This window comes from Bradyrhizobium sp. McL0616, from assembly GCF_049993385.1.
Lineage (GTDB): Bacteria > Pseudomonadota > Alphaproteobacteria > Rhizobiales > Xanthobacteraceae > Bradyrhizobium.
The window spans coordinates 3,158,760-3,179,431 of sequence record NZ_CP188255.1 but is presented as its reverse complement, the minus strand read 5'-3'; the positions used below and the strand labels follow the sequence as shown (position 1 = coordinate 3,179,431).

Genomic DNA, 20,672 nt, shown 5'->3' with positions numbered 1-20,672 from the left:
CCACCCCGCTATCGGCGCGCCACGTTTCCCCCATGGCTTCGCCGTGCGCTCGAAGTCTCGCCAACGGATGTGTCCGAAGTTGTGCGATCGGATGTCTGAATTTGGACGTGAGAGAGCGCCGGCCCGCAAGGTTGCGCAAGCTTGCGTAAGGCGTCTGTCAGCAGACTCGTCTAGCCTTTGCGCTGCCCGGTGGACCAACACCGGGCCTCCATACCCAGTCGACCCCGCTCGGCCCCGAGCGGGGTTTTCTGTTTCTGCGCCCGCAAAACAACACAGCCGGGCCCCTGTATTTTGGATCAGATCCGTCCCTGCTTGTCAGGCTGTCGTAAGCTGAGCCGGCTAGGGTCAGGCGGCTATGGTGTTGCAGCCCAGCACCTCAGCCTCCAATAACCTCTCACCCCGCCCGGCTCTCCCCTGGCGGGGTTTTTTCGTGCCGCGCGCCAGTATCGGACCGGCGCGACAAGCCTTCGAACCGCCAGAGCGTGACGAGGCTGGTCTCGCCGCACTGCTCGCAGACGAGCTTCTCGTCACCGAGCATGAAGCGTCTTTGCTTGAACACGTCGGAGGAAGCGGGCTGCCCACACCGCGGACAGGCCAGCGAGAAATTTCTGGTGCACCATCGCCGAACGAGATGTCTTAGCCAGTTCACGTCTTCCTCTTCCACGACGCGGGCTCGTGCCGCCTCCTGACCAGAGCATAGTCGCCGCGCACGCAAAAGTGGAAAAGGGCACGACACGCACATTCAATGCGAGCGGCTGCGGCGTCGATTTCGCGCGCGAAAAATGCTTCCACAAAATGCAGGCGAGACCCGTCAAATAATCGCGCGCTGGGGCCAGCGCGTACGTGAAATGTTCCGTGGTTCTCCAGCCTTGATCAGAGTTCCCGAGCAGGAGGCCCGCCGCCCCCTCACACAAGCGCGCCCCGGCGATGACGGCCTTCCACGCGTGCGACGGCTTCCGCCTTTCGGAATCTGATTTCGCTTGTTTCGGACCGCGCGCGCTTTCCGGATTTCCGTGAACTATCCACGGCTTAACAGCAAATTGTGCTTGTCGATGGAATATTGTGACGCCCAACATGTTAGCCGACATGGAAAGTGAATCGTGGAGGTGACCATGAATCACAGGGGCGTGGAGTTCACGGTCGCGAAGACGGCGATCCCGGGCGTCTGGCAGTGGCAATTCCGGATCGGCGACGAGATCAAGACGGGCAAGACCGAGACGAAGATCGACCTTCTGGCGATCCGTCGCGTGCAACTGCGCATCGATCGGGAGCTGAAGGCCATCGGGCGCGAGACGGCTTGAACAGCCGCTCTATTTCTTTCGAATCCGGAACGGCCGTTATTCCGGCTACGCCGACCATGCGACCGAGTTTGCCGATCGCGATTCGGCCACATGGATCTGCTCGACGAGGCCAAGGAGCCGGTATTCCGGATCCGCATCGTCGCCGAATCCGTCGACTAGCGAGGCCGGACCGACGCTAGTCGGCGGTGGGGAGCCGCCGCATGGTGAATTCGATGTCGCCGCCGGGCAATTCGCGCCAGTTCTCGACTTCGCTCATATAGCCGGCCTTGGGGTAACGGGCGAAGAAGGCCTGCGCTTTTGCCCGCGCCGCGGCGCGCGGCAAGGTGAAGCTCTCGCGCAAATAGCCGTCGCCGGCCCTGGTCTTGTCGCCCGGTTTGGCGGACTCCCTGCGCCGGCGCGCCATCCGCTCGGCGAGATCCCGCGGACGGTCCGCCATCTCCTGCCTCCTCAACGCAACACTGGCATGGAATGTAGGAGACCGGCCGGGCGAAGAGGAGTCCCGCCGGAGACGTCACCGCCCCCGGCCGGGACCACAGTCAGTTGGCGGCAGTGCCGGCCTTGGTCTTCTTTGGCGCGCTGGTCACGGCCGACGCCTTCGGTGCGGGCTGTTTCGGCGGGTCTGAACGCATGCCGCCCCAAGGATCGTTGGACGCCTTGGCGTCCGGAATCTTCTTCAGCGTTTCCTTGTAGGCCTTGTCGCGCTCGGCCTCCGCCTCCTTTTCCTCAGGGGTCTTGCCCGGGCCTTCCTGCAACAAATTGAGATTGGGCATTTGCGCATAGGCCGGTCCCGCCAACACAGCCAGCAGCACCGCCGCCATACGGAAAAGCTTCATCACTTACTCCTTGATCATCCATAGAGGGGCGGATCGCCCGCACCTTGTCATCGAGATTGCCTTGGGCAACGCTCCAGGCCCGTCAGACCCGATCCGATCTGCACGATTTCGGCTCATGCAGCCAGTCGTCCCAGATCGGGCCGCACCTGGTGCAACCGTTCAGCGCCAGACCGAGCGCGGCCAGGCAAAACACTAGGACACATCGACGCAACATCGTCCACCCGCTCCAAGCGTGGCATCATATCGGACGAAGTCAGGCATTTTCAAGCCGACGGGCCAGCGGGAGACTGGGTGACTTTGCCGCGCCAAAGCGGGCAGAATGACCTGAAACATCCGGCAACAACCAGGAAACGACCACCCATGCCATCGGAGCCAGAAGCCGATTTCGGCATCGCCGACGCCAGACGCATACTCGGCGAGGTCTTTGCGCCCTGGGTCCAGGATCTCAACCTCTCCGTCGAAAGTATCGATCACGTGCCGCCGCCGGATGTACCGGACTGGCAGCCGGGTGCTCTGTTGCGCATGCCATTCTCGGAACGGCTGTGCCGGAACGGCGGCGTGGTGTGCGGCCAGGCGCTGATGGCGCTCGCCGACACCGCGATGGTAATCGCGAACCTGGCCGCCAATCGCGGCTATCGTCCGATGACCACGGTCGACCAGACCACGCATTTCATGCGCGCGGTCTCTTCATCTGACGTACTGGCGGATGCGCGCGTGGTGCGGCTCGGGCGGACCATGAGCTTCGGCCGCGTCACCCTGCTCTCCGCCACCGACAACAAGCCGGTGGCGATGGTGTCGAGCGCGTTCGCGATGCTGCCGGGATGAGCCGGATCCGAAACAACGAGAGCCGCAGTGAGTGCAAAGCGCACCGCGGCTCTCGATGGAAATCACGCAGAAGACCGAAGCGGTAACAGTCTCCAAGGCGTCGCGTTTCAAACCTTACTTGCCGAGCACTTCGTCGGCCGCGGTGACGATGCTCACCGTCGGATTGTTACCGCAATAAGTGCCGAACTTCTTGGCGTTTTCGACGAACACATCGGTGTCGATGATCGCGTTGTCCTCGTCGCCCTTGTACCAGCCGTCCATCCAGGTCAGCACCAGCTTGATGGTGTCGTCACCGCTCTCAAGAAACTGCTTGCAGCTCATGGTCGAGAGATCGAGCTTGGTGGCGTGGGCGGGCATGGACGACAGCGAGAGGGCTGCGGCGAACAAAATCGAAAGCGTGGTCTTCATCAGAAACTCCATTGGCGCGGGACGCCATAAAGGAAAGGCTTTGTGGGAAAAGTCGGCGGAGGGATTCTCCACTTCAGTTTCGTAAACGAAGTCTGAAGCGCTGCGCAAGTAGCGCCAGTATTGAGTTTATTTCAACGTAATTTCTATGCACTACTTTACAATCGTCATGATGGATTAATGGGAATGATCGAGAAGCGTGCAGCGCAGCGGCACCGGGTTTTCAAGGGTGGCACGATCACCTTTGAAAACAGCGGTATTGCGTGCACGGTGCGCAACATTTCGGCGAGCGGCGCCGCGATCGATCTCGACGGCCCCGTCATGTTGCCGCAGTCGTTCACGCTGTCGATTTCGCGAGATCATTTCATCCGAAATTGCCGCACCGTGTGGCGCAGCGACAAGCGCGTCGGCCTCGCCTTCGTGCAATAGTGCGTGCGATGTGAACAACGGTTCGCATCGCACGCTGCGCGCATCGAGGTTCGCGGCATCAGCTCGGGCGATCGTGCTGTGAGACCGCCGCTATGATATTCGAAAAGCGCGAACCGGATTGCCGACATGTCCCGCGTGATCTATCGCAAAGGCGAGAAGCGCGAGCCGCCGGGATCGCGGCCCGACTCTCCAAGGCGACGCCTGGCCGCGCCGCTACCTACAGGAGCGCAACAAGGCCGACTTGATATCGCAAGCGGGTCACGATCCCCGCCCCGCTTTATTTCGATTTCTTCGCGGGCTCGCTCGGCCGGGCCCCGCTCCACGGATCATATTTTTCCTTGGGCTCGGGAATGCGCTCGAGCGCGGCCTTGTAGGCCTTTTCGTCGACCTTGGGCTTGTTGTCTGCCTTGGGCGCTTCGTTGCCCCCACGCCTGCCGCCGCCACCCATCTGCGCCTGCGCGGAGGCCGCCGTCAGCGCCAGCACCGCGGCCGCTATGACCAAAATCCTCATTGGTACAATTCCCCTCGTCAGGGGTACAAACTAGCCTGCAATCGCATAATAGCAAATGCTGCGGGTTCCACCGCTTCAGCAAATGTTGATCGGCCAGGACTTCGCTGGCTCGTATTCGCGCCTATCTGTTGGCCCGCAGGGGACCTTCACGGATGTTGCGGATTGTTGCTCATGTGGCGCTGCTCGTCGGCGCCCTCGCGCTCGGCGCTTGCGGCTTTGCCGACAGCCGTGCGCCAGTGCCCGAGTTCATGCGCCTCAAGGAGGCCGAGCAGCCATCGCCCGACCCGCCGCCCGACGTCAAGCGCGTGGTGCGTGAGCAGATCGATGTGGTCTTCATCAACACGTCGTATCCGCGCGAGGTGCATGTCGCCCCGCCACACCACGAGGTGCGCGGACCGGGCTGGACGGCCTGCGTCCGTGCGCAACTGACCTCCGCCACCGGCTCTGCGCTCGGCCTCCAGACCTATATCGTGACGATCACCGGCGGAAAGGTCATCGATCGCCGTCGTGCCGAGGCCGACGACATCTGCGGCTCCGAGCTTTATGAGCCGATCTAGGCTCAGATGGCGCAGAGGCGAAATCCAGTTCCGGGAAAAACCTGTAATTGGGCCGGAACGATCACCGCCTCCCTTTCTTGTTACCGCCGAGGGCAGTTTCGGAGGAGGACATGATGAGGACATTGACGATTGCGCTGCTGGCGGGCGTCGGCGCGCTGGCCGCGTCCGGCGGCGCGAAAGCTGCGGATTTCTACACGACCAGCGAATACACCAGCCCCGATCTCATTCAGGAGGTCCGGCTTGTCTGCGATGACGCCGGCAATTGCTATCGCACCCGTGGCGGCGCGCGCGTGATCGTGCGCGACTCCTACGACGCCATGCCGCGCGACCGCTACTATGAGCGCCGCGCCTATCGCGACCGCGACTGGGACGATGGTCCGCGCGGCGGCGTCGGCATCCGCGCGCCCGGCGTCAGCGTGGGCGTCGGTGTCGGCGGCGATCGCTGGTAATCGATCAAGCCATGATCGACGGGACCGGACGAGGCAACTCGCCCGGTCCCGTTGGTGTCAGGTTTCAACTGGATCGACCGGCCTGATGGCACCCGCCGGGGACGACAACTGCATGATGACGCGCGCGAGCACCATGCCGGCAAACATCGCAGCGACGAAGATGAAGGCGGATACCGAACCGAATCCGAGCGCAGTCAGCGCCGGTCCCGGACAGAAGCCTGCCAATCCCCAGCCGATACCGAAGATGGCGGGACCGACGACGATCCTCGGATCGATATCGTTGCGCTTGGGAACATAGAAGCGCTCGGCGAAGACGGGGCGCCCGAGTTTCAAGACGCGGTTGAAGCCGATGAAAGTTACGGCCACCGCGCCGGCCATCACAAAGGCGAGGCTCGCATCCCACGCGCCTGCTGGTATGCTGCCGACGTCCAGAAAGTTCAGCACCTTTGCCGGGTTCGACATGCCGGAGACGATGAGGCCGACGCCGAAGATCAAGCCGATCGCGAATTGAACGAGGATTGTCATCGGCGTCAGCTCCAGTGCCGCATCACGAAGACGGTGACCATGCCGGCCGCCATGAAGGTGACGGTGGCGACCAGCGAGCGCACCGAAAGCCGCGACAGGCCGCAGACGCCATGGCCGGACGTGCAGCCGCTGCCCCACACCGCACCGAAGCCCGTGAGCAATCCGGCGACGATCAGCACCGGCGTCGCTGCCGCGATCGTCTGCGCCGGCAGGCTGCCGGTGACGAGCCGCAGCAGCACCGGCGCGGCAACGAGGCCCACGACAAAGGCGAGCCGGCCTGCGAATTCACGGTCTTCATAGGGCGGAAACAGCCGCGCCGCGATTCCGCTGACGCCGGCAATTCGTCCCGTCGTCCACATCAAGAGCACCGCAGACAAGCCTATTAACGCTCCGCCCACGAGCGAAGCCACCGGCGTGAAAGGCGTTGCAATCATCATGATCCTCCGGAGCTTGCATCACAGCACGCGGCCCGCCGCCGCCCGCATGCTCAATGAGGCGTTAACAATACCACTCGAATTGAAGCGGCGTCCCAACTGTATTTTCCAATCTTTGCGCTAAGCATGACCACGTAACGCTGGCTTGCGCCCGCGTGAACGGGGACGACGGGACGTGGTCGACATCGCGCACCAAGCTGCGATCAATCCGGCATCGGCAAAGGATGCCGCCATGGCGCACGCGCGTGTCCCACTCACGGCGATCGAGCCCGGCCAATGGCGCGCGCTGGCGCAGCGGGCGATCGAGCCAAACGGCTATTACCTGCCCGCCTGGGAGCTTGCCGTCAGCGCTACCGCGCGCGGCCGCACGGGTGCGCAGGCGCTGCCCGCATTCGACGGCTCTTCGACGCGGCTGATCGGGCTGATGCCCGTGATCTCGCTCTGGCAGGCCTGGAACATTCCCCTGCCCGCGCTGGTAAGCGCGCATCCCTATGGCACGCTGTGCAGCCCATTGATCGACCGCGATTGTTCGGCGCAAGCCGCACCCCGTTTGTTGCAGCAGGCGCGCGAGGCCGGCGCGCATGCGCTGATCTTGCGCGACGTCGCGCTCGACGGTGCGGCCATGACATCGCTCAATGATACGCTCGGCCGGAGCGGCTTGAAGCCGCGCGTGCTCTCCTCCTACATCCGCGCCAGCCTCGATGCGACGCGTGATGCCGACAAGCTCCTGCATGAGGGACTCGGCGCCAAGAAGCTCAAAGAGCTGCGCCGCCAGCGCCATCGTCTTGAGGAGCATGGTCCGGTCCTGTTCGACGTCGCGCGCAGGCCGGACGAAATCAGGCCCGCGCTCGAAACATTCTTGCAGCTCGAAGCCAGCGGCTGGAAAGGCAAGCGCGGCACCGCGCTGTTGCAGGACGCCGGCGATGCGACCTTCATCCGCCGCGCCGTCCCGGCGCTTGCCGAGACCGCGCAATGCGAGATCATCACGCTCCGCGCCGGCACGTCGGCCGTCGCCGCCGGCATCGTGCTGCGCCATCAGGACCGCGCCTTCTTCTTCAAGCTCGGCATCGACGAGCATTTTGCAAAATATTCACCGGGCGTGCAGCTGACGCTGGAACTCACCCGCCATCTCTGCGCCGATCCGGCCATTGCCAGCGCGGATTCCACGGCGAGCGCCGATCATCCTATGATCAATCCGATCTGGCGCGGGCGCTTTGCGATCGGCGACGTGCTGATTCCGCTCAGGCGAAACGATCCGGTCGTGGCGCTGATTCACGCGGCGTTTGTCGCTCGCAACGTCGCGCGTGAGACCGCGCGACGCGCGATCCACCTGCTCCGCAAATAAGCGAACGCTACTCCGCAGCCTGCGCGTTGATCTCCGCCGAGACCTCGCGGATGGCGCGGGCGAGCAGGTTCGGGTCCTGCGCGCCGGAGACGGCGTATTTCTGCGCGAACACGTAGGTCGGCACGCCGGAGATGCCCTTCTCGGCCGCTTCCTGCGCATCCGCCGTGACGCGCGCGACGTCCTCATCGGTGGCAAGGCGCTTGCGCACGTCGTCGGCATCGAGACCGACATCGGCGGCCGCCTGCACCAGCACGTTGACATCGGTAAGATCGCCGCCGTCGCGGAAATAAAGCTCCATCAGGCGCTGCTTCATCTCGGGCGCCTTGCCGATCGCTTCCGACCAGAGGATCAGCCGATGGCAGTCCGTCGTATTGGGCTGACGCGCCACGAGTTCAGGCCGGTAGGTGAGCCCCTCTTCGCTTGCGGCTGCGACGACGCGGCCGGCAATGCCCTTATAGGCTTCGACCGAGCCGAATTTCTGGGTGAGATAATCCTCGCGGCTGATGCCCTCGCGGGGCACCCAGGGATTGAGGAAGAAGGGGCGGAAATTGAGCTTGACCGGAACGTCCGGGACGAGCGCGAGTGCGCTCTCGATCCGGTGCTTGCCGATATAGCACCAGGGGCACACCACATCGGAGACGACATCGATCTGCAGCGGTTTTAGTGTGCTCATTGGTGCTTCCTTCGGGCAGCGCGGCTTTGTCGGAAAGATAAGCCGAACACCGCCCGAGGCAAGGGTGTCACCCCATATTTGCGGCCGTCCGCTTCAGCCATGCAGCGGTGCGCTCGTCGGCCGGAAAGAACGTCTCCAGTGCCAGCTCCGACAGGGTGATGTCGACCGGCGTCCCGAACACCATGGTTGTGGAGAAGAAACTTAGTATCCCCCCGTCATGGCGCAGCTTGAAGGGGATTGCGACATTGTCGCTCGACAGCGGGCCCGCACGTGCCGGGATCGGGTAGCTCTTCAGGTCGTGGTAGAGCTTGATCAGCTCCGGATCGGCCGTCGCCTCGCATTGCCGATGCAAGCGCTCGAGCAGATGCGCGCACCACTCCGCGAGATTGACCGTGCGCGGCGCCAGCCCTTCGGGATGAAAGGCCAGCCGCAGCACGTTGAAGGGCTGGCCGAGCAGCCGCTCCGGGATGCCGTCGAGCAGCGGCGCTACCATGCGATTGGCGGTCACCAGATTCCAGTGCCGGTCGTAAGCCAACGCCGGATTGGGCTCGTGTGCTTTGAGCACGAGGTCGATCGCCTGACGGGCTGATTTCAAGGCCGGATCCTCCAGCGGACGCTGCGGAAATGCCGGCGCAAAACCGGCTGAGACCAGCAGCACGTTGCGTTCGCGCAAGGGCACATCGAGACGCTCGGCCAGTCTCAGCACCATGTCGCGCGAGGGCGCCGCGCGGCCGGTCTCGACGAAGCTCAAATGCCGCGCCGAGATTTCCGCCTCGCCCGCGAGATCGAGCTGGCTCATCCGGCGGCGCTGCCGCCATTCGCGCAAATGGTCGCCGATACGGATCGGCTGGCTGGGTTCGGCGCGTGCCGTGGATGCATGTGCGTTCATGGTCGAAAACCTAGCACGTGGATTTCGCCCCTTCCATTACCCCCGAGGTAATCGAACTGGGTCTCGCCGCGGCGCATCTTCCTCGCAACAGGAGATGACCATGATCGCGCTGCTGCTCTACCGGACCGTCGCAGACTACCTCCTGCCCTGGACCGTGAAGCTCGCGACCCGCTTGCTCGCGCATGGCCTCAACATGCCGGAACCGCTGGTGCATTCGACTGGCGACTATGTCGTCGCCCACATCACCGCCTTCGAGCACAGCGTCGGCAGAAGCCTCTGTCCGTTCCGCCTCGCCCGCCTGCTCCGCGCCTGGTGGCGCTGTGGGCACTAAGTTTACCGCAAGCCCAACCCAACCATGGAGACCACGATGATCGACGCATCCACATTCCTGCGCCGCGCCCTGCTTGCCGACGCCATCTTCAGCGGCATCGCCGCACTCGGCTTCACTTTTGGCGCAGCCGCATTCGCGACGCTGTTCAACCTGCCTGAGGCCCTGCTGCGCGAGACCGGCCTGTTCCTGATCGCCTACACCGCCCTGGTCGGCTGGCTCGCCTCGCGCGCGGTGGTGCCGAAGCCGCTCGTGCTGCTGGTCGTGATCGGCAACGCCGCCTGGACCGTCGGCAGCATCGCGCTGCTGTTCTCGGGCGCGGTGTCGCCGAACCTGCTCGGCGAACTCATGGTCGTGGCGCAGGCGATCGCGACGGGTGTGTTCGCGGAGTTGCAGTATGTGGGACTGCGGAAGAGCGGCGGTGTGGCCGCAGCGTGAGAAGTCGATTCCGTCATGGGTGACGGTCGTTAGTATGATGCTCGTTGCTTCATCTCGTCATTGCGAGCGCAGCGAAGCAATCCAGAATCCCTCCACGGTGACAGACTGGATTGCTTCGCTGCGTTCGCAATGACGGAGCAAGGTGCATTGCCGTCGTTTCCTGACTCGCCTTCAAATCGCTGACACGCCCTCCCGTCCTCGCGGCGCGTCTCGCCCGAGCTTTGCTTCGACTTGCCCTTTCGAAAAAGGGCGCAGGGAAGGCCGGGCACCGTTGCCCGACGGGCGACCTAACCGTCGATGATCTGGCGAACCTTGTTGACCAGCACGGTGTTGGAGAACGGTTTCGTGATGACGGACATGCCGGCCTCGAGATGGCCGTTTCCGATCGCGGCGTTCTCCGCGAACCCGGTGATGAACAGGACTTTCAGGTTCGGATTGATGCTGCGTGCGGCGTCCGCGACCTGTCGTCCGTTCAGACCGTTCGGCAGCCCCACGTCGGTGATGAGAAGATCGACCCGACCACCAGACTGGACGATCCTGAGACCGGATGCCCCGTCGGCCGCTTCGATCACCCGATAGCCGACTTCGGTGAGGACCTCGGCGATGACCATTCGTATCGCGGGTTCATCATCGATGACCAGCACCCTTTCGCCGTCGCCGCCGTCACCCGGCAAATCCGCCGGACGCTCGTCGTCCGAGAGCTCGCCGACGAACCGCGGGAAATACAGGCACATCGTCGTGCCCTGGCCGACCTCGGAGTAGACGCGCACCTGGCCGCCGGATTGCCGCACGAAGCCGTAGATCATGGACAGGCCAAGACCGGTCCCCTGGCCGAGCGGTTTCGTGGTGAAGAACGGATCGAATATCTTTTCGATGACGCTGGCCGACATGCCCGTGCCAGTGTCGCTGACACAGACCGAAATATATTGGCCCGGTGGAAGGTGGCGCTCGTCCGCCGCCCGATCGTCTAACCACTTGTTTGCCGTCTCGATCGTGATGCGGCCACCGTTGGGCGCCATGGCGTCGCGCGCGTTGATGCACAGGTTGAGGATCGCATTCTCCAACTGCGAAGGATCGAGTCTCGTGCCCCAGAGGCCGGCGGCCTGAACGACTTCGACGTGAACGTCCGGACCCACCGACCGAGTGAGCAGTTCGGCCATGCCCGCGATCGTGCGGTTCGCGTCGATGACCTTGGGATCGAGCGTTTGACGCCGGGCGAAAGCCAGCAGACGCTGCGTCAGTGCGGCGGCGCGCCGGGTCGATTCCTGGGCCACGTTGATGTAGCGACCGACGCCTTCCAGCCGGCCTTGCGAAAGCCTCTTGTCGAGCAATTCGAGGCTTCCGGATATTCCGGCCAGAAGGTTGTTGAAGTCGTGCGCGATGCCGCCGGTCAGCTGGCCGATCGCTTCCATCTTCTGGGATTGCCGCAAAGCTTCGCCTGCTGCCACCAACTCGGCGGTCCGCTCTTCCACCTTGGCTTCGAGAGTCGCGTTCGCCTGGCGGAGTGCTTCCGTTGCCCTTAGACGCTCAGTCGCCGTCCGCGTCCGTTCGGCGATCTCCTGGACCAGCGCAAGATCCTCACTTGCCCATGTCCGCGCTTTTGCGTTGTTGAGAAACAGCACGGCGACCAGCCGCCCCTGTTCGATCACCGGTACGTTGACGAATGCGCCCGCGCTGCGGCTCTTCAGGGCTTCAGCGGCGGAAGTCGTTCTTTCATCCCGGTCGACATCGTCGATGGCAACGAACTCGCCCCGCTTGAGACTGTCGATGAAGGATCCGTAGTCTCGAAGGTTCAAGGTACCCGCCAGCGACTCCACGCCAGGGGCCAGCCAGTCCCTGTCGACGGTCAGAGTTTCCGCCTCCGGATCGATCGTGCCGTAACTGGCCCGGCTGACATGGAGTGTTTCGCCGAGGATCCTGGAAGCCGCGAAAGTCAGGTCTTGCGGATTATCCAGGTCGCGGATGTCATCGGTCAGCCTCACCAGCGCTTCCCGCCTGATCTCGGCTTTCTTTCTGCCGGAGATGTCGAAGCTGAGGCCCGAAAACCGAAGCGGCCTGCCGTCAAGCGACAGGACGCAGCGGCCCTGCGCGACCACCCACCGGTCCTGCCCGTCCGGCTGTGGCAGGCGATATTCCGAACTCAAGGGTCCGCCGATCTCCATGGCTTTGGCGACCTCGGCCTGTACCCGACCGACGTCATCCGGATGGATGCCTTCGAAGAACGCCGCAATCGGGGCGCCAACCTTGGCGCGCTCGGGATCAACGCCATAGAGCTCAGCGAACCGGCTATCGGCGAAGACACGGTCAGAGGGGACATCCCAATCCCAGGTGCCCACACTGTTGCCGGCCGAGAGAGCGATCTGAAGACGGTTTTCGCTTGTGGCCAACAGGCGCGCGTTGACAACGGAGGCGGTCGTCTCGATGCAGGTCCCAAACAGGCCCGCCACAGTGCCCTGTTGATCGCGGACCGGCGTGTAGGAGAACGAGAAGTGGGCCTCGGCAAGCACCCCGTTCCGTTTCAGCGCGAGGCTGAAATCGTCCATGTAGAACGGCTCGCCCGCGAAGACGCGGTCGAACATTGGTCCGATCGCATCTTCTGCCTCCGCCCAGACCTGCATCGCAGGCGAACCAAGGGCGGCAGAATGCTTGTCGCCGAGAATGGGTGTGAAGGAATCGTTGTAGAGCCAGGTCCGTTCAGGTCCCCATGCGATGAACATCGGCTGCGGTGACGTGAGCAGCAGGGAGACGAGCGTCTTGAGCTCGACAGGCCAGGCAGATGCATCGCCAAGGGGTGTCGCAGCCCATCGGTAGGCGCGGATCAGCGATCCCATCGCGCCGCCATCGGCCAAGAAAGGCAGAGCATCGTTGCGCCCATCCAAAGTCGATAATTTCGTCAATTCGTAAGCCTGCCCTGGCAATCCGCTTGCAAAAGATACTCTTGCACAAAAGCAGAACCTGCCTAGCCATTAATTCTCAGCAGAACGGAAACCATTTCAGCTCTTCCGCAGTGCTCACGGCATCGCCGCCGCGATCAGGCCAACGGGCGCCCTAGTCGTCTAGAGCGAACGGAAATTCGGCCGTGAAGATGGTTTTGCTCAGCCGTGGACATCACTCGGATTCCACCACTATGAGCGCGCGCTATCTCTTGCGAGATGTATAGCCCCAGCCCCAATCCCTTTTCGTTCGGCAGGACTTTTCCGCGATGAAAGGCTGTGAAAAGCAATGGCATGGCCTCGTCCGGAATACGTCGTCCGTTGTTCGCAACGCTGATTTCGAAGCCGCGTCCATTCGCTTTGGCAACGACCGTGATGGGCGCATCCGGGTCACCGTAGGCAAGCGCATTTCCAAGGAGATTCGACAGAAGCTGGACTATTCGACCTGAGTCGATTCTGACTTTGGCCGGCATGTCCACGACTGACGCAATGAGACGGTTCGTGTGCACGTTCTCAAACTCCGCGATGATCTCTATCGAAACCCATCCGCCCTCATCCTTGGGGGCAGACGCTATGATCTGCCGAACGGCCATTCAAGCCTCCGATCCGGAAGCACGAATCCGCAGTTCCAAGTGGCGTTAGCAGCACCAAGCGTTGGAGAAGTTCGACAACGGGCCTCGCAGGAACAGAAGGCGCGCAGCTCGGTTATCAACCTTCGGGCTTCGAGGCGACCTTCACGACACTCCTTGCTGACCTGGACGGATAGGAGGATCAGTGAAGATGCATAAGCCGGTCGTGTTGGTGGTCGAGGACGAGCCTCTGCTGCGAATGAATACAGTTGATATGGTCGAAGAAGCCGGCTTTCCCACCTTGGAGGCGGCAAACGCCAAACAAGCCATCCAGCTCCTCGAGAACCGATCCGACATCAAGATCATCCTCAGCGACATCGACATGCCGCCCGGCATGGACGGGATGGCGTTGGTCGCAATGGTCCGCCGCCGTTGGCCCCCGGTCGCGATCATTCTCGTATCCGGACATGTCGCTTCGGCAGAGGTCGTCATTCCAGAAGGCGGCAGGTTCTTCAGCAAACCATTTCGACCGGCCGAACTGGTTGCTACGTTGGAGCAGATGGCGGCTTAGCTGAGCGGCCTTATTCCGGCGGCTGTGGCCCGGGCGACCTCAGCCATTCGCTCATGTGCGAGCCGGTTTCAGCTTGGCGGGCTTTGCGGAGCATATGTTCGCGTTGAGAGCCAGGCGGGACTGATCTGGCCTGTTCGCGGAGGCGTTTTGCCTCTTCGGCAAGTCGTTGTTCCAGGGGTTGGGTCTGTTTGAAACGGCGACGCTGCATGACACACCCTCGTCTTACGGGTCCTAACCGCAGGCTTTGAACTCTTGCGAGCCTAATATGCCCAAGCCCCGCGTTCTGTTCCAAAAACATGCCCGCTCTTTTGGAATTCGAATGTTCAAAAATGCACTTAAGCATCGATGGCTTTGAAGTTCCCATAGCTATGGAACTAATGGTTCCCTCGCGCGTTGGAGCACGACATACCGGGGGTCTCAGCTCTTCAGGCTGAGAGATCGTGTTGCCGAGAGCAACGCAATACCAACCAATTCACTGGATGCAGGCGGGCGCAATTGCCACCGAGTGCCGCCCGCTCTCAACGAGTGGCCGCGGTTATGCGTGATGGAGGAGAACTTTAATGGCTGGGCAGGCGGGAAACGACGTCGCATCGCTCGTTTCACATAACGAGAAGACCATTCTACCGGAATGGGTCGAATTGCAGAAGAAGGCCGGCATCCTCCATACCGGCCGCATTTCGGAAGGCGAGCTGCAATCGCAGTCCAAAGACTTCCTCCATCTCCTGCACGAGGCACTGAGACAAGGCGGGACCGACACGTCTAGAGCGGCGTTCGAGCCGGCACGGGCGATGCTCGCCGAGCTTTCGCGAAGCCGCGCATTGCAGGGCTTTTCTCCGAGCGAAACCGCAACCTTCATCTTTTCGCTCAAGCAGCCGCTGTTCAACGCGCTCAATCGCGACAAGACGCTGTCCGCCGAGCAGATCGCCGAGACGGTCTGGACGTCGACCATGCTGCTCGACGAGCTCGGCCTGTTCACGCTCGAAATCTTCCAGAAGGCGCGTGAAGAGGTCATCGTTCGCCAGCAGCGCGAGATCGCCGAGCTGTCGACCCCGGTCGTCAAATTGTGGGACGGAATTCTCGCTTTGCCGCTGATCGGAACGCTCGACAGCCAGCGGACGCAGGTGGTGATGGAAAATCTCCTGCAAACCATTGTGGACGTCGAGGCCGAGATCGCCATCATCGATATTACCGGCGTGCCCACCGTCGATACGCTCACGGCCCAGCACCTTCTGAAGACGGTCGCGGCCGCGCGCCTGATGGGCGCCGACTGCCTGATCAGCGGCATCAGGCCCCAGATCGCCCAGACCATGGTGCATCTCGGTGTCGAGTTGAACGTGATCTCGAAGGCCTCGCTGGCCGACGCGTTCGCGGTCGCATTGCGGCAGACCGGGCGTGCCGTCGTCAAGACGAGGAGGGTCGAGGCCATCGGTCCTGACAAGAAGGTCGGCGGGCAGGACGCCTGACGATGGATCGCATCCCTATTCTCAAATTCGGGTCCGCGCTTCTCGTCACGATTCAGGTCGACATGCACGACCGGCTCGCGACGGCGCTGGAAGAAGACCTCACCAGCAAGATCGTCGCGCACAATGCGCGCGGCGTTCTGATCGACATATCGGCGCTCGAGATTGTCGACAGCTTCATCGGCCGGATGCTGGATAACATCGCCGCGGTCTCGCGCATCCTCGACGCCGACACCGTCGTCGTCGGAATGCGCCCCGCCGTCGCGATCACGCTCGTCGAGCTCGGCCTGTCGCTGACCGGCGTGAAGACCGCGCTGAATGTCGAACGTGGCATGGCCATGATTCACGCCCGCCTCTCCGGGGCGGAGGCTGACGATGCCGACGACGAAGACTGAGCGCCTTGCGATCAAGATCTCGGACGACGTGGTTCGGGTCAGGCAACTGACCCGAACGCTGGCGGTCGAGGTCGGGCTGGGCCTGGTCGATCAGACCAAGGTCATCACGGCGGCCAGCGAGCTCGCGCGCAACACGCTCGACTATGGCGGAGGTGGAGACGTCACCGCAGAGATCGTCGACCAGGGTGGCCGCCGCGGCGTTCGGCTGACGTTCGAGGACAAGGGACCCGGCATTGCGGATATCGAGCAGGCCCTCAAGGACGGCTTCACCTCCGGCAAGGGCATGGGTCTCGGCCTCGGCGGGGCCAAGCGGTTGTGCAACGAATTTTCCATTGTCTCGGAGCCAGGCACAGGCACCAAAGTCACAATCGCACGTTGGAAATGATCATGAAGTCCGTCGGCGTCAACGATCAGAGCGGCGTCGCGGAGGCAAGGCGGGCAGCAACCGATCTCGCACAACGCGTGGGATTTACCGAGACCGACACGGGCAAACTCGCTTTGGTCGCGACCGAACTTTCAACCAACCTCCTCAAGCACGGGTCGGGCGGGGAAATTCTCGTTGGCACCTATGAGGACAACGAAAGCCAGGGCATTGAAATCCTCGCACTCGACAAGGGTGCCGGCATGAGCAATGTCGCGGCATGTTTGGAAGACGGGTATTCCAGCGCCGGCACCGCGGGGCGCGGCCTGGGTGCCGTGATACGGCAATCGCACTTCGTCGACATCGGCTCCTGGCCGGGTATAGGGACTGCCGTGCTGGCTCGCGTGGCGCCGGGCACGCCCCTTTCCGGTAAGCCGCCCACCGTCCCAACTTGGGGCGGCGTTTCCATTCCCATGGCGGGCCAAGACGTCTGCGGTGACGCCTGGAGCGTCTCCAATGCGGGGAATGTCCGCACGCTGCTCGTGGCCGATGGCTTGGGACACGGGCCGGAAGCCGCGGAAGCGGCCGTTGAGGCCGTACGGCTGTTCCACCGCTACAACGGTCATAGCGTCGCCAACCTGATCGACTACGTCCATGGCGGCCTGCGATCGACGCGCGGGGCAGCGATCTCCATCGCGCGCTTCGACCCCGTCACGAAGAACATCAACTTCGCCGGGATCGGCAACGTCGCGGGCGTCATCATCACAGCTGGCGAGACCAAGCGGATGGTGTCGATGCCGGGAACCGCGGGCTTCAACACGCGAAAAATCCGGGCCTTCGACTATGCATTCGAGCACGGCCTGATTATCCTGCATTCCGACGGACTGGCCTCGAGCTGGACGGTCGACCGTTACCCCAATCTGGCGGCCCTTCACCCGTCACTGATCGCCGCGATCCTCTATCGCGACCTCACCCGGCATCGCGACGACGCGACCGTGCTCGTGGCCAAATGGTGATGCTCATGGCGACATCCTCCAAATCGTGGCCCATCGTCACCGTCCCGATCGAGAACGAGAGCGATGTCGTCGCGGTCCGCCAGCGCGCTCATCGCGTCGCCGATATGTTGGGATTCGAACGGCAGGACCAGACCCGCATCGCCACCGCAGTCTCCGAGCTCGCGCGCAACGCCTACGGCTATGCCGGCGGCGGGCGCGCCGAATTCATCCTCGATGCCGCCACAACGCCGCAGCGTTTCGTCGTTCGCATCTGCGACAACGGGCCGGGCATCGACAATCTCCAGCTCATCCTCGACGGGCAGTACCGCTCGCCAAGCGGCATGGGCCTTGGTCTGATCGGCGCGCGCCGGCTGATGGACACATTCACCATCGATTCGAAACCCGGCAGGGGGACGACCGTCGAAGTCGGGCACCGGCTGCCGCGCCACGTGGATTCATGGCCGCGCTCCAAGCTCACCGACATCGTCTCCAGCCTGAAGAAGGAGACCTCGTCCGATCCCCTCGCCGCGTTGAGGGAGCAGAACCGCGAGCTGATGCAGAACCTGGAAGAACTGCGGCGCCGTGAAGAGGAAAGCCAGCAGCTCAACCAGGAGCTCGGCGATACCAACCGCGGCGTGGTGGCGCTCTATGCCGAGCTCGACGGCCGCGCCGAACAATTACGGCAAGCGAGCGAACTCAAGACGCGCTTCCTCTCGAACATGAGTCATGAATTCAGGACACCGCTGAATTCGGTGCTGGCGCTGTCGCGCCTGCTGCTCGACCGCATCGACGGCGACCTGACCCCGGAGCAGGAACGACAGGTCGGCTATATCAGGCGGTCGGCCGAAAGCCTGCTCGACCTCGTCAACGACATGCTCGATCTCGCCAAGGTCGAGGCCGGTAAGGCGGAGATCAAGCCGGTCCGGTTCGCAGTCACGAGCCTGTTCGGCGCATTGCGCGGCGCGCTGAAGCCGCTGCTGACCAGCACCGCAGTCGAATTGCTGTTCGAATCCCCCAAGGACTTGCCGCCGCTCTATACCGACGAGGCAAAGGTGGCGCAGATCCTGCGCAATTTGGTCTCGAACGCGCTGAAATTCACCGAAGAAGGCGAAGTACGGGTCACCGCGCGCACCGGCGATAACGGCGCCAACGTCATATTCTCCGTCCGCGACACCGGCATCGGGATCGCGTCGGAGCACCATGAGCGCATTTTCGAGGAATTCTCGCAGGTCGACACCAAGCTGCAGCGAAAGGTGAAGGGCACCGGCCTTGGCCTGCCGCTGTCGCGTTCGCTGGCGCGCCTCTTGGGCGGCGACCTCATGGTCGAGAGTGGCCCGGGCCAGGGCTCAGTCTTCTCGTTGAAGATTCCGGCGTCGCTGGGCGAGCCGGATCGTGAAATGCTGACGCGCTCAGCCGACGACAGCAAGAGCGTGCTGCTGATCGACGACGACGAGACCTTCCGCTACGTCATGCGCCAGATCGTCGGCAACGAGACGCGCTACGAGTTCATGGAAGCCGACGGCGGCGAGGAAGGATTGCGGCTGGCGCGTGAGAAGAAGCCCGACGTCATCGTTCTCGACCTGCAAATGCCGGCGGTGGACGGCTTTACCGTGCTGCAACAGCTGGCCGCCGACGATCGCACCAACGGCATCCCCATCATCGTCTCGACCTCGATGACGATCGACGCCTCGCTCAGGTCGCGTTTGCCTGAGTATGTGCGGCTGATTTCCAAGAACGCGATCTCCCGGGAAAGCGTGTCCTCGTTCCTGCGCGACGCCGTTCATGGTGTCTCATGAGCACCGATGAAAAGATCATCATCCTCAACGTCGACGATCTCGAATCACAGCGCTATGTCAAGACACGCGATCTCCTCGCCGCCGGATTTGCGGTGATCGAGGCGCAGACCGGCGCGGAAGCGCTTCGCCTGGTCGAGCTGCACAAACCGCCGCTCGTGCTCCTTGACGTGCAATTGCCCGACATCAGCGGCTTCGAGGTCTGCGCCTTCATCAAGACGAAATGGCCGGAAGTGATGGTGTTGCAGACGTCGGCGACGTTCACGACGTCCGAAGATCGCGTCAGCGGGCTGAACGCCGGCGCCGATTCCTACCTCGTGCAACCCGCCGAACCGCTCGAGCTTGCCGCTGCGATCCATGCACTGCTGCGTGTCCGCCGCTCGGAAGATGCGCTGCGGACACTGAATGCCACGCTCGACAAGCAGGTTCAGGAACGCACCGCAGAACTCGAGCAGGCCAACCGGAAACTGCGCCAGGAGGTCGCACAACGCCAGAAGGTCGAGTCCGAGCTGTTGCAGGCCCAGAAGATGGAGGCGGTCGGGCAGTTGACGGGCGGGCTCGCGCACGATTTCAACAATCTCCTGACCGCGGTCGTCGGCAATCTCGACCTGATCCGGGCACGTGCGACCGAGCCGCGGATCGCGAGGCTTGCGGAGAACGCCTTCAAGGCCGCCGAGCGCGGCTCGAAGCTGACGGCACAATTGCTGGCATTTTCGCGAACCCAGAAGCTTGCAACCGAATCCGTCGACCTCAATCGCCTGATCGTGGACGCATCCGATCTGCTCAACACGTCGCTCGGCGCCAACATCGCGATCAAGACCGATCTCGATGCGCGCGCGCCTTTCGTGGTCGCCGACTACAACCAGCTCGAGGTCAGCCTCCTCAATCTCGCAATCAATGCGCGAGATGCGATGCCGGACGGCGGGACACTGACCATCACCACGGCCTGCAGCGATCCGGACAATCGCAGGGTCATGCTGTCCATAACGGACACCGGCACCGGCATGTCGCCCGAAGTGATCGCGCGCGCGTTCGATCCCTTCTTCACCACCAAGCCTCCCGGCAAGGGGACGGGCCTCGGATTGTCACAGGTCTACGGACTGGTGCGGCAGATGGGCGGCGATGTCGACATCAAGAGCGAGATCGGCAAAGGCACTTCGGTCGTGCTGTCACTTCGCCGGTCGATTGCCGGCACAGAGACGACCGCCGAGGCACAAGCCGCGGCTGAAAGCGGGCATGCCGAGCGAATTCTGGTCGTGGACGACGATCACGACGTCCGCGGTCTCATAACCAGCTTCCTGTCCGAGATCGGATATGTGGTTCACGAGGCCGACCACGGCAATGCCGCGCTTGCCATGCAGCGGACCGTGAACCCGCAATTGATGATCATCGACTTTTCGATGCCGGGCACCAACGGCGCCGAGGTCGTCAGGGCGGCCCGGGCCGTGCAGCCGTCCCTGCCCGTCCTGTTCGTCAGCGGCTATGCGGATTCCGCCGCGCTGGAAGCGGCAATGGGCACTGCGCCGTTTCTGCGCAAGCCGTTCCGGCCCGCCGAACTCGCTTCGGCAGTTCGGATGGCGCTGGATGCAGGCAGCTCGAGCAGGCCGTGATCAAGGCAAAGTTGGGGACTGACGTGAGAGCCCGACCGCGACT

Annotated in this window: 26 protein-coding genes; 15 read left to right on the top strand and 11 right to left on the bottom strand. The window is 63.0% G+C overall.

Annotated elements, in window-relative coordinates; all coding sequences use genetic code 11:
• Positions 1 to 1,112 precede the first annotated feature (1,112 nt).
• Positions 1,113 to 1,301 (top strand): hypothetical protein, encoded by a 189-nt coding sequence (locus ACPPVR_RS15060; RefSeq protein WP_426614978.1) that lies wholly within the window; start codon positions 1,113 to 1,115, stop codon positions 1,299 to 1,301.
• 175 nt (positions 1,302 to 1,476) lie between these two features.
• Here the strand turns inward: ACPPVR_RS15060 and ACPPVR_RS15055 are convergent, their stop codons facing one another.
• Together ACPPVR_RS15055 and ACPPVR_RS15050 are read right to left on the bottom strand one after the other, a co-directional pair.
• Positions 1,477 to 1,737 carry a hypothetical protein gene (locus ACPPVR_RS15055; RefSeq protein WP_426614977.1) on the bottom strand — a complete coding sequence of 87 codons (261 nt, stop codon included), beginning with the start codon at positions 1,735 to 1,737 and terminating at the stop codon, positions 1,477 to 1,479.
• A 100-nt stretch (positions 1,738 to 1,837) separates the two neighbouring features.
• Entirely contained in the window at positions 1,838 to 2,134 is a 297-nt protein-coding gene (locus tag ACPPVR_RS15050) for a hypothetical protein (protein ID WP_426614976.1), read from the bottom strand.
• 360 nt (positions 2,135 to 2,494) lie between these two features.
• Between ACPPVR_RS15050 and ACPPVR_RS15045 the strand changes: the two genes are divergently transcribed.
• On the top strand, positions 2,495 to 2,959 hold the full coding sequence (locus ACPPVR_RS15045; RefSeq protein ID WP_426614975.1) for a PaaI family thioesterase: 465 nt from the start codon (positions 2,495 to 2,497) through the stop codon (positions 2,957 to 2,959).
• Between the two features lie 114 nt (positions 2,960 to 3,073).
• Here ACPPVR_RS15045 and ACPPVR_RS15040 read toward each other — a convergent pair whose 3' ends face one another.
• Positions 3,074 to 3,367 (bottom strand): HdeA family protein, encoded by a 294-nt coding sequence (locus ACPPVR_RS15040; protein WP_426614974.1) that lies wholly within the window; start codon positions 3,365 to 3,367, stop codon positions 3,074 to 3,076.
• 183 nt (positions 3,368 to 3,550) lie between these two features.
• Here ACPPVR_RS15040 and ACPPVR_RS15035 point away from each other — a divergent pair, with 183 nt between their 5' ends.
• Positions 3,551 to 3,793, top strand: a complete 243-nt coding sequence (locus ACPPVR_RS15035; RefSeq protein WP_426614973.1) for a PilZ domain-containing protein — start codon at positions 3,551 to 3,553, stop codon at positions 3,791 to 3,793.
• Between the two features lie 277 nt (positions 3,794 to 4,070).
• On the opposite strand, the gene ACPPVR_RS15030 is transcribed toward ACPPVR_RS15035, so the two are convergent.
• Positions 4,071 to 4,304: a hypothetical protein gene (locus ACPPVR_RS15030; RefSeq protein WP_426614972.1), complete on the bottom strand. Its 234-nt coding sequence runs from the start codon at positions 4,302 to 4,304 to the stop codon at positions 4,071 to 4,073.
• Between the two features lie 152 nt (positions 4,305 to 4,456).
• Between ACPPVR_RS15030 and ACPPVR_RS15025 the strand changes: the two genes are divergently transcribed.
• Positions 4,457 to 4,861 (top strand): hypothetical protein, encoded by a 405-nt coding sequence (locus tag ACPPVR_RS15025; protein WP_426614971.1) that lies wholly within the window; start codon positions 4,457 to 4,459, stop codon positions 4,859 to 4,861.
• A gap of 110 nt (positions 4,862 to 4,971) precedes the next feature.
• Positions 4,972 to 5,310: a hypothetical protein gene (locus ACPPVR_RS15020; protein ID WP_426614970.1), complete on the top strand. Its 339-nt coding sequence runs from the start codon at positions 4,972 to 4,974 to the stop codon at positions 5,308 to 5,310.
• 57 nt (positions 5,311 to 5,367) lie between these two features.
• On the opposite strand, the gene ACPPVR_RS15015 is transcribed toward ACPPVR_RS15020, so the two are convergent.
• Together ACPPVR_RS15015 and ACPPVR_RS15010 are read right to left on the bottom strand one after the other, a co-directional pair.
• A complete protein-coding gene (locus ACPPVR_RS15015) occupies positions 5,368 to 5,835 on the bottom strand; it encodes a DUF6691 family protein (RefSeq protein ID WP_426614969.1) in 468 nt (155 codons plus the stop codon).
• A 5-nt stretch (positions 5,836 to 5,840) separates the two neighbouring features.
• A complete protein-coding gene (locus ACPPVR_RS15010; RefSeq protein WP_426614968.1) occupies positions 5,841 to 6,269 on the bottom strand; it encodes a YeeE/YedE family protein in 429 nt (142 codons plus the stop codon).
• A gap of 175 nt (positions 6,270 to 6,444) precedes the next feature.
• Between ACPPVR_RS15010 and ACPPVR_RS15005 the strand changes: the two genes are divergently transcribed.
• Positions 6,445 to 7,614, top strand: coding sequence for a GNAT family N-acetyltransferase (locus ACPPVR_RS15005; RefSeq protein ID WP_426614966.1), 1,170 nt, complete (start codon positions 6,445 to 6,447; stop codon positions 7,612 to 7,614).
• A 7-nt stretch (positions 7,615 to 7,621) separates the two neighbouring features.
• Here ACPPVR_RS15005 and ACPPVR_RS15000 read toward each other — a convergent pair whose 3' ends face one another.
• Together ACPPVR_RS15000 and ACPPVR_RS14995 are read right to left on the bottom strand one after the other, a co-directional pair.
• Positions 7,622 to 8,287, bottom strand: coding sequence for a DsbA family oxidoreductase (locus ACPPVR_RS15000; RefSeq protein ID WP_426614965.1), 666 nt, complete (start codon positions 8,285 to 8,287; stop codon positions 7,622 to 7,624).
• Between the two features lie 67 nt (positions 8,288 to 8,354).
• The gene (locus tag ACPPVR_RS14995) at positions 8,355 to 9,176 is read right to left on the bottom strand and encodes a helix-turn-helix domain-containing protein (RefSeq protein ID WP_426614964.1); all 822 of its coding nucleotides are present in this window, start codon (positions 9,174 to 9,176) and stop codon (positions 8,355 to 8,357) included.
• 100 nt (positions 9,177 to 9,276) lie between these two features.
• Here ACPPVR_RS14995 and ACPPVR_RS14990 point away from each other — a divergent pair, with 100 nt between their 5' ends.
• Both ACPPVR_RS14990 and ACPPVR_RS14985 read left to right on the top strand, forming a co-directional pair.
• Positions 9,277 to 9,507 carry a hypothetical protein gene (locus ACPPVR_RS14990; protein ID WP_426616110.1) on the top strand — a complete coding sequence of 77 codons (231 nt, stop codon included), beginning with the start codon at positions 9,277 to 9,279 and terminating at the stop codon, positions 9,505 to 9,507.
• Positions 9,508 to 9,543: 36 nt separating this feature from the next.
• Entirely contained in the window at positions 9,544 to 9,942 is a 399-nt protein-coding gene (locus ACPPVR_RS14985; protein ID WP_426614963.1) for a hypothetical protein, read from the top strand.
• A 287-nt stretch (positions 9,943 to 10,229) separates the two neighbouring features.
• Here ACPPVR_RS14985 and ACPPVR_RS14980 read toward each other — a convergent pair whose 3' ends face one another.
• On the bottom strand, positions 10,230 to 12,791 hold the full coding sequence (locus ACPPVR_RS14980) for an ATP-binding protein (protein WP_426614962.1): 2,562 nt from the start codon (positions 12,789 to 12,791) through the stop codon (positions 10,230 to 10,232).
• A gap of 182 nt (positions 12,792 to 12,973) precedes the next feature.
• A complete protein-coding gene (locus ACPPVR_RS14975; protein WP_426614961.1) occupies positions 12,974 to 13,468 on the bottom strand; it encodes a sensor histidine kinase in 495 nt (164 codons plus the stop codon).
• A gap of 187 nt (positions 13,469 to 13,655) precedes the next feature.
• On the opposite strand from ACPPVR_RS14975, the gene ACPPVR_RS14970 reads away from it, so the two are divergent.
• Entirely contained in the window at positions 13,656 to 14,015 is a 360-nt protein-coding gene (locus ACPPVR_RS14970; RefSeq protein ID WP_426616109.1) for a response regulator, read from the top strand.
• Positions 14,016 to 14,025: 10 nt separating this feature from the next.
• On the opposite strand, the gene ACPPVR_RS14965 is transcribed toward ACPPVR_RS14970, so the two are convergent.
• Positions 14,026 to 14,223 carry a hypothetical protein gene (locus ACPPVR_RS14965; RefSeq protein ID WP_426614960.1) on the bottom strand — a complete coding sequence of 66 codons (198 nt, stop codon included), beginning with the start codon at positions 14,221 to 14,223 and terminating at the stop codon, positions 14,026 to 14,028.
• Between the two features lie 352 nt (positions 14,224 to 14,575).
• Between ACPPVR_RS14965 and ACPPVR_RS14960 the strand changes: the two genes are divergently transcribed.
• From ACPPVR_RS14960 to ACPPVR_RS14935, 6 genes are read left to right on the top strand one after another with little or no spacing between them, the layout of a single operon-like run.
• A complete protein-coding gene (locus tag ACPPVR_RS14960; protein ID WP_426614959.1) occupies positions 14,576 to 15,478 on the top strand; it encodes an STAS domain-containing protein in 903 nt (300 codons plus the stop codon).
• Positions 15,479 to 15,480: 2 nt separating this feature from the next.
• Positions 15,481 to 15,870, top strand: coding sequence for an STAS domain-containing protein (locus ACPPVR_RS14955; RefSeq protein ID WP_426614958.1), 390 nt, complete (start codon positions 15,481 to 15,483; stop codon positions 15,868 to 15,870).
• On the top strand, positions 15,851 to 16,255 hold the full coding sequence (locus ACPPVR_RS14950) for an anti-sigma regulatory factor (RefSeq protein WP_426614957.1): 405 nt from the start codon (positions 15,851 to 15,853) through the stop codon (positions 16,253 to 16,255). Before ACPPVR_RS14955 ends, ACPPVR_RS14950 begins: the two co-directional genes overlap by 20 nt.
• Positions 16,256 to 16,257: 2 nt before the next feature.
• The gene (locus ACPPVR_RS14945) at positions 16,258 to 17,247 is read left to right on the top strand and encodes a SpoIIE family protein phosphatase (RefSeq protein WP_426614956.1); all 990 of its coding nucleotides are present in this window, start codon (positions 16,258 to 16,260) and stop codon (positions 17,245 to 17,247) included.
• Positions 17,248 to 17,252: 5 nt separating this feature from the next.
• Positions 17,253 to 19,022 (top strand): ATP-binding protein, encoded by a 1,770-nt coding sequence (locus ACPPVR_RS14940; RefSeq protein WP_426614955.1) that lies wholly within the window; start codon positions 17,253 to 17,255, stop codon positions 19,020 to 19,022.
• Positions 19,019 to 20,629 carry a response regulator gene (locus ACPPVR_RS14935; protein ID WP_426614954.1) on the top strand — a complete coding sequence of 537 codons (1,611 nt, stop codon included), beginning with the start codon at positions 19,019 to 19,021 and terminating at the stop codon, positions 20,627 to 20,629. Before ACPPVR_RS14940 ends, ACPPVR_RS14935 begins: the two co-directional genes overlap by 4 nt.
• The last annotated feature ends 43 nt before the right edge of the window (positions 20,630 to 20,672 follow it).

What these genes read in the sequence shown, in the direction of transcription:
- ACPPVR_RS14970 (WP_426616109.1), top strand. Translation starts at nt 13,656, where the DNA reads ATGCATAAGCCGGTCGTGTTGGTGGTCGAGGACGAGCCTCTGCTGCGA.
- ACPPVR_RS15040 (WP_426614974.1), bottom strand. Translation starts at nt 3,367, where the DNA reads ATGAAGACCACGCTTTCGATTTTGTTCGCCGCAGCCCTCTCGCTGTCG.
- ACPPVR_RS15020 (WP_426614970.1), top strand. Translation starts at nt 4,972, where the DNA reads ATGATGAGGACATTGACGATTGCGCTGCTGGCGGGCGTCGGCGCGCTG.
- ACPPVR_RS14935 (WP_426614954.1), top strand. Translation starts at nt 19,019, where the DNA reads ATGAGCACCGATGAAAAGATCATCATCCTCAACGTCGACGATCTCGAA.
- ACPPVR_RS15035 (WP_426614973.1), top strand. Translation starts at nt 3,551, where the DNA reads ATGATCGAGAAGCGTGCAGCGCAGCGGCACCGGGTTTTCAAGGGTGGC.
- ACPPVR_RS15000 (WP_426614965.1), bottom strand. Translation starts at nt 8,287, where the DNA reads ATGAGCACACTAAAACCGCTGCAGATCGATGTCGTCTCCGATGTGGTG.
- ACPPVR_RS14995 (WP_426614964.1), bottom strand. Translation starts at nt 9,176, where the DNA reads ATGAACGCACATGCATCCACGGCACGCGCCGAACCCAGCCAGCCGATC.
- ACPPVR_RS15045 (WP_426614975.1), top strand. Translation starts at nt 2,495, where the DNA reads ATGCCATCGGAGCCAGAAGCCGATTTCGGCATCGCCGACGCCAGACGC.
- ACPPVR_RS14950 (WP_426614957.1), top strand. Translation starts at nt 15,851, where the DNA reads ATGCCGACGACGAAGACTGAGCGCCTTGCGATCAAGATCTCGGACGAC.
- ACPPVR_RS14975 (WP_426614961.1), bottom strand. Translation starts at nt 13,468, where the DNA reads ATGGCCGTTCGGCAGATCATAGCGTCTGCCCCCAAGGATGAGGGCGGA.
- ACPPVR_RS14945 (WP_426614956.1), top strand. Translation starts at nt 16,258, where the DNA reads ATGAAGTCCGTCGGCGTCAACGATCAGAGCGGCGTCGCGGAGGCAAGG.
- ACPPVR_RS14940 (WP_426614955.1), top strand. Translation starts at nt 17,253, where the DNA reads ATGGCGACATCCTCCAAATCGTGGCCCATCGTCACCGTCCCGATCGAG.
- ACPPVR_RS14965 (WP_426614960.1), bottom strand. Translation starts at nt 14,223, where the DNA reads ATGCAGCGTCGCCGTTTCAAACAGACCCAACCCCTGGAACAACGACTT.
- ACPPVR_RS15050 (WP_426614976.1), bottom strand. Translation starts at nt 2,134, where the DNA reads ATGAAGCTTTTCCGTATGGCGGCGGTGCTGCTGGCTGTGTTGGCGGGA.
- ACPPVR_RS15060 (WP_426614978.1), top strand. Translation starts at nt 1,113, where the DNA reads ATGAATCACAGGGGCGTGGAGTTCACGGTCGCGAAGACGGCGATCCCG.
- ACPPVR_RS15025 (WP_426614971.1), top strand. Translation starts at nt 4,457, where the DNA reads ATGTTGCGGATTGTTGCTCATGTGGCGCTGCTCGTCGGCGCCCTCGCG.
- ACPPVR_RS14990 (WP_426616110.1), top strand. Translation starts at nt 9,277, where the DNA reads ATGATCGCGCTGCTGCTCTACCGGACCGTCGCAGACTACCTCCTGCCC.
- ACPPVR_RS15010 (WP_426614968.1), bottom strand. Translation starts at nt 6,269, where the DNA reads ATGATTGCAACGCCTTTCACGCCGGTGGCTTCGCTCGTGGGCGGAGCG.
- ACPPVR_RS14960 (WP_426614959.1), top strand. Translation starts at nt 14,576, where the DNA reads ATGGCTGGGCAGGCGGGAAACGACGTCGCATCGCTCGTTTCACATAAC.
- ACPPVR_RS15030 (WP_426614972.1), bottom strand. Translation starts at nt 4,304, where the DNA reads ATGAGGATTTTGGTCATAGCGGCCGCGGTGCTGGCGCTGACGGCGGCC.
- ACPPVR_RS14955 (WP_426614958.1), top strand. Translation starts at nt 15,481, where the DNA reads ATGGATCGCATCCCTATTCTCAAATTCGGGTCCGCGCTTCTCGTCACG.
- ACPPVR_RS15015 (WP_426614969.1), bottom strand. Translation starts at nt 5,835, where the DNA reads ATGACAATCCTCGTTCAATTCGCGATCGGCTTGATCTTCGGCGTCGGC.
- ACPPVR_RS15055 (WP_426614977.1), bottom strand. Translation starts at nt 1,737, where the DNA reads ATGGCGGACCGTCCGCGGGATCTCGCCGAGCGGATGGCGCGCCGGCGC.
- ACPPVR_RS14985 (WP_426614963.1), top strand. Translation starts at nt 9,544, where the DNA reads ATGATCGACGCATCCACATTCCTGCGCCGCGCCCTGCTTGCCGACGCC.